General features: G+C 59.9%; 4 protein-coding genes. 1 reads left to right on the top strand and 3 read right to left on the bottom strand.

Features of this window, described 5'->3' with window-relative positions:
- Positions 1-178 precede the first annotated feature (178 nt).
- On the bottom strand, positions 179-1288 hold the full coding sequence (locus tag RCH10_RS27295; protein ID WP_409054805.1) for a site-specific integrase: 1110 nt from the start codon (positions 1286-1288) through the stop codon (positions 179-181).
- Positions 1289-1420: 132 nt separating this feature from the next.
- Here RCH10_RS27295 and RCH10_RS27290 point away from each other — a divergent pair, with 132 nt between their 5' ends.
- Positions 1421-2467 carry a DNA-binding protein gene (locus tag RCH10_RS27290; protein ID WP_409054804.1) on the top strand — a complete coding sequence of 349 codons (1047 nt, stop codon included), beginning with the start codon at positions 1421-1423 and terminating at the stop codon, positions 2465-2467.
- A 576-nt stretch (positions 2468-3043) separates the two neighbouring features.
- Here the strand turns inward: RCH10_RS27290 and RCH10_RS27285 are convergent.
- Both RCH10_RS27285 and RCH10_RS27280 read right to left on the bottom strand, forming a co-directional pair.
- Positions 3044-3199: a hypothetical protein gene (locus RCH10_RS27285; protein ID WP_409054803.1), complete on the bottom strand. Its 156-nt coding sequence runs from the start codon at positions 3197-3199 to the stop codon at positions 3044-3046.
- Between the two features lie 202 nt (positions 3200-3401).
- Positions 3402-3677: a hypothetical protein gene (locus RCH10_RS27280; protein ID WP_409054802.1), complete on the bottom strand. Its 276-nt coding sequence runs from the start codon at positions 3675-3677 to the stop codon at positions 3402-3404.
- Positions 3678-4027: the final 350 nt, after the last annotated feature.

The following is a 4027-nucleotide window of genomic DNA, read 5'->3' as shown; positions in this document are numbered from 1 at the left end:
TTGCTCCGATTCAGCCATGGAAACACCATGCTTTTCATTCTTGCGGGCATTGCCTTTGTCCCAGTCGAACCCCGTCACACGGCTCAGGTCTACCATGATTTGTATATTACCATCATGTACATTCCTGTCGAATGGCGTGTGCGAGGGCAGTGAAGTCCCGAAGCGTCACCGTTTGACGTTAACTCTCATCCATCATCCTCCCGACCTTGCTCCCCAGCGCACTCTCTGCCCTGAAATACCCCATCACCACGGTGACGCTCTGATGCCCCGTCATGGCCATCGTCTCGGGCAGCGACATGTTCTGACGCCCGGCCTCCGTCACGAACCCGGCCCGCAACGAATGCGCGCTGAAGTCCCCCTCAACTCCCGCCAGCAGACACCGCGCCTTCACAATGTCCCGCACCGCAGCAGGCGCCAGCGGCTCGGCAAGATGCCCGCCCTTGCGGATGCTTCTGAAGATCTTCCCCTCGGTGATCCGACTCGCCTCCAGCCAGTCCGTCATGGCCACAGCAGCACTCCCCACCAGCGGCTTCACATCCTCTGGCCGGAGTTTTCCCGTCTGGTTCGTCTTCGAGTGTCCCAGCGTGTAGAGATAGGACGTCGCATCTACCCGCACCAGGTTCTCCATGTCGGCCGATGCCACCTCGGAACGCCGCCGTCCGCCGGAAGCCCAGGCAAACAGGAGGAGGGCGCGATCGCGTTTCCCCCTGAGGGTGTCATCGCAGGTCGCCAGCACCAGCTGTAGCGGATCCTTGGTCAGTGCCCGCTGCTTGTGGGTCCGGACGCCACGCTGCGCGTAAGCCCGACGTGTCCGGGCTAACAACTCCCGCACTACCGCGTCCGCACACGGATTCGCCACCCTGGCCAGCTGGTGCGCCTTGGACAGCACCGCAAGCCGGTGCGACAGCGTATTCAGGGCCGGTACACCGAGTCTTGCCTTGTAGCGCGCCGCGACCAGCGCCGCATCCACGTCCGCCGGCAGTTCACTCACCAGCGTGCCGCCGTCTTCGTTGGTCCTCGATGCATGGTCGACGATGAACTGGATCACCACGGGCACCGGCACCGGCGTGCTCAGCGAGTCACCAAAGCGCGCTGCATACCAGGCGGCCCAGTAGCGCATCGCCGAGCCATAGGACAACCGTGTGTTCGCCGATTCGCCTTGCCGAAGCAAAGCATGCGCAGCCCGTTCAGCCGTTTCCGTCAGCACTGCGGGATCCAGCACCGGCCGGCGTTCCGACAACGCCAGCAGGCTTGCCAGCGGCGGCTGATTCGTGGTGGACGGATTCATGGCTTTAATCTTATGTCGCATGTATGATTTGGTACATCATACATAAATAGATCACGATAACTGACGCTTATCGAGGGTAAAAGATGGGGCGGCAGGGCGGTTGGAAACTGAAAAGTACGAGGGTCTGGAATCATGGAATTCACGAAGGCTCGACGCGGAACGCAGGAACACGAGGTCTGGGCTGCGGCCGATGCGCTGATGCACGAAGGCCTTCGGCCCACGGTCGATCGTGTGCGGCAGAGACTCGGAAAAGGTTCGCCAAACACGGTCGGTCCAATGATCGAGGCCTGGTTCAAAGCACTCGGGTCCAGGCTGGCCGTCGGAGTCTCCGGGACTGCGAATCTGGCCGCGGGCAATGACGCGGATGGCGTGCCTGTGAGCGTGCGCAATGCGACGCGGCTGCTCTGGGAGACGGCGCGCAAGGAAGCCGAGCAAGTCCAGGATGCAGTGCTCGAGAAAGTCCGCAATGAACTCAAAGCTCGAGAGGATGAACTCGAAGGCAAGCGACTTGAGCTTACTCAGCGAGAGGATGCGTTCGCGCAGACACGCGCCAGTCTGGACCATGCCCTCGCCTCTTCGCAGCAGGCGCGGGAGGCACTCGAACATCAGGTGACGGCATTGGCGTCTGAAGGACTGAGGCAGCGCGAGGCGGCTGCCAGGGAAATGGCGAGACTCAATGCTCTGTTAGTCGATGCACAAGGCATTGCGGAAAGATTGCGGCAAGAACATTCTTCGGCACTCGCCGTCCGCGACCAGGACCTGCGTGATGCGATCGACCGCCATACCGCGCAGGAGCGGCGGATGCTGGAAGAAGTCGATCGGGCCCGGCAATCTCACAAGCAGGCCGAGACCGCCCTCGCCCGTGAGCGTCAGCAGCGCATTCAGAGTGAGGAAGCCGCGGCGCAGACCTTGGAGGCCGGCCGCCGGATGCTGCGCGAGACGCAGCAGGCCGCCCAGCAGCTGGAGCGCGAGCTTCGGGAGCAGCTCGCAAGCCAGTCGACATCACTCGTGCAGGCGCGATCGCAAGGCGAGGCGCTGCAGCAGCGGCTGGATGATCTGCACAAGGCGCTGCTGGAGGAGAAAAAGGCGCACGAACTCACGCATGGATTACTTGCTGAAGTGCTCACAGCGAAGTCAAAGCCGGGCGTCAAGCGCATACGGGCTGCCAAGCCGAAGTAGCTCAAGGTTGGTGCTTTTGCGGCGATGCGCGCGACTGATCGCAATGTGATGCCTTAGCGCGAAGATGTCTTGCGCACCACCATCCTTCACTATCGACATCGTGGTGGCGATCTTGGACGTCGCGTCAGCTTCCCGTAATCGTAACGACGGTGCCCGATCGTGGGCAGTTCCCCCCGTAGACGTATTTGCAGGATTCGGCGGCACCTCGCTGTTTCGCGGCCTCTGCGCGGTCATTGCGAGCTTATGCCCGCCCCGGCACCACATTCTCCTGCACTTATCCACAGCGTTGTCAGTGGCGCGGTTTGCTAGGTGGCTATCTAATGGTCTCTATGAAAAGAGACCATCTGCACTGTATTTTTGTACGTCAAGAACGAACGCCCGATCCGGTGGACAAGATGCGAAAGGGGTTCGATGTCAAGCTTGTGCAGATGCTGACGCGTGGAGTCGCGCTGCGCATGACGACGCAGGCCAGCAAGTACCTGGATCGCGAGTACATGGAGCACTGGGAGGCCGTGTGCTGCCTTCGCATCCAGTACTCTGACCTAACGCGAACATGGCTGTCGATAACCGAGTGGCCTAAGGCGTCTTGACGCCCTGCCGACGCGCAAGTTCGCTGTACAGCCGCATCGTGACCATGAACATCGACTGAAGTGGGTCGATTGCGCACTGCGTGTCGAAGTACGCCGACATGGTGGTCCAGTCAGCCAGTTCGACCGATTTTTTGTCGGCCATTACGAGCACCATGTTCTGGCCGCTCATGTAACCCCAAGCCCAGTGCCCTTGACCGATCTGCTCAGATATCGAAACCGGATCCGAGCCCTTGTGCAGTTCGTCCACTGACCACAGGAGGACGTGCCCCAGCCAGGTACGGCGGCGTCAGCGGCGAGCGCACCACCACACAGCAGTAGTAGTGCACCAACAAGGACCGCAAGCCTCAGAGCCACATATCCGCCGGCATCTTGGCCGGTAGGTCGCCCTTCCAGCCAAGGCTGTAGACAACCCACTGATCGTTGCCCTCCTGTCGTTGGGAGGTAGCCAACGGCACCCAACCCTGTTCAAGGTACGCGTTCGTACGATCCGAACCGTTGGTTTCTTTGATTTGCTTCACGTCTTCCATTGCCATCCTCAGCTCCTTTTGTTGTTGCACGGCAGCGTAACCCGTTCGTTCAGGTTGAGGGAAGGAAGTGACCTGATTTTCTTGGTCATTCATTTCTCGAGCGTACATAAAGCACGAATTAAAGATACATGGAAGAGAACGTAGCACCGACTCTGTGAGAGCAAGACGAGTTGCCTGCGCGTGCCATGATGGACTTCGCGATTCTTAAGGCGTATCGCCTTATCGAGCCAGCGTAGATCCAGCCATTTGGACGCGTCATCAAGATTCTCAGTCGGCGCGTGTTTGACCATCGACTCAAACGGAGAAAAAGCATGCCGAACAGTTGAGTTGATTTCTCGGTAGGTAAAGTGATCCTGCCTCGTTTCCACGTACACCAAGTCATGCAGCCAGAAGGCTGCGTTCCCTCGTAACCGGTGCGAGGTATCCGATAGCCGTGTGCATGC

Origin of the sequence: Variovorax sp. GrIS 2.14 (assembly GCF_046115955.1) — a bacterium.
Lineage (GTDB): Bacteria > Pseudomonadota > Gammaproteobacteria > Burkholderiales > Burkholderiaceae_C > Variovorax.
The sequence above is the reverse complement of the archived record's forward strand: the minus strand, read 5'-3'. Positions and strand labels throughout refer to the sequence as shown.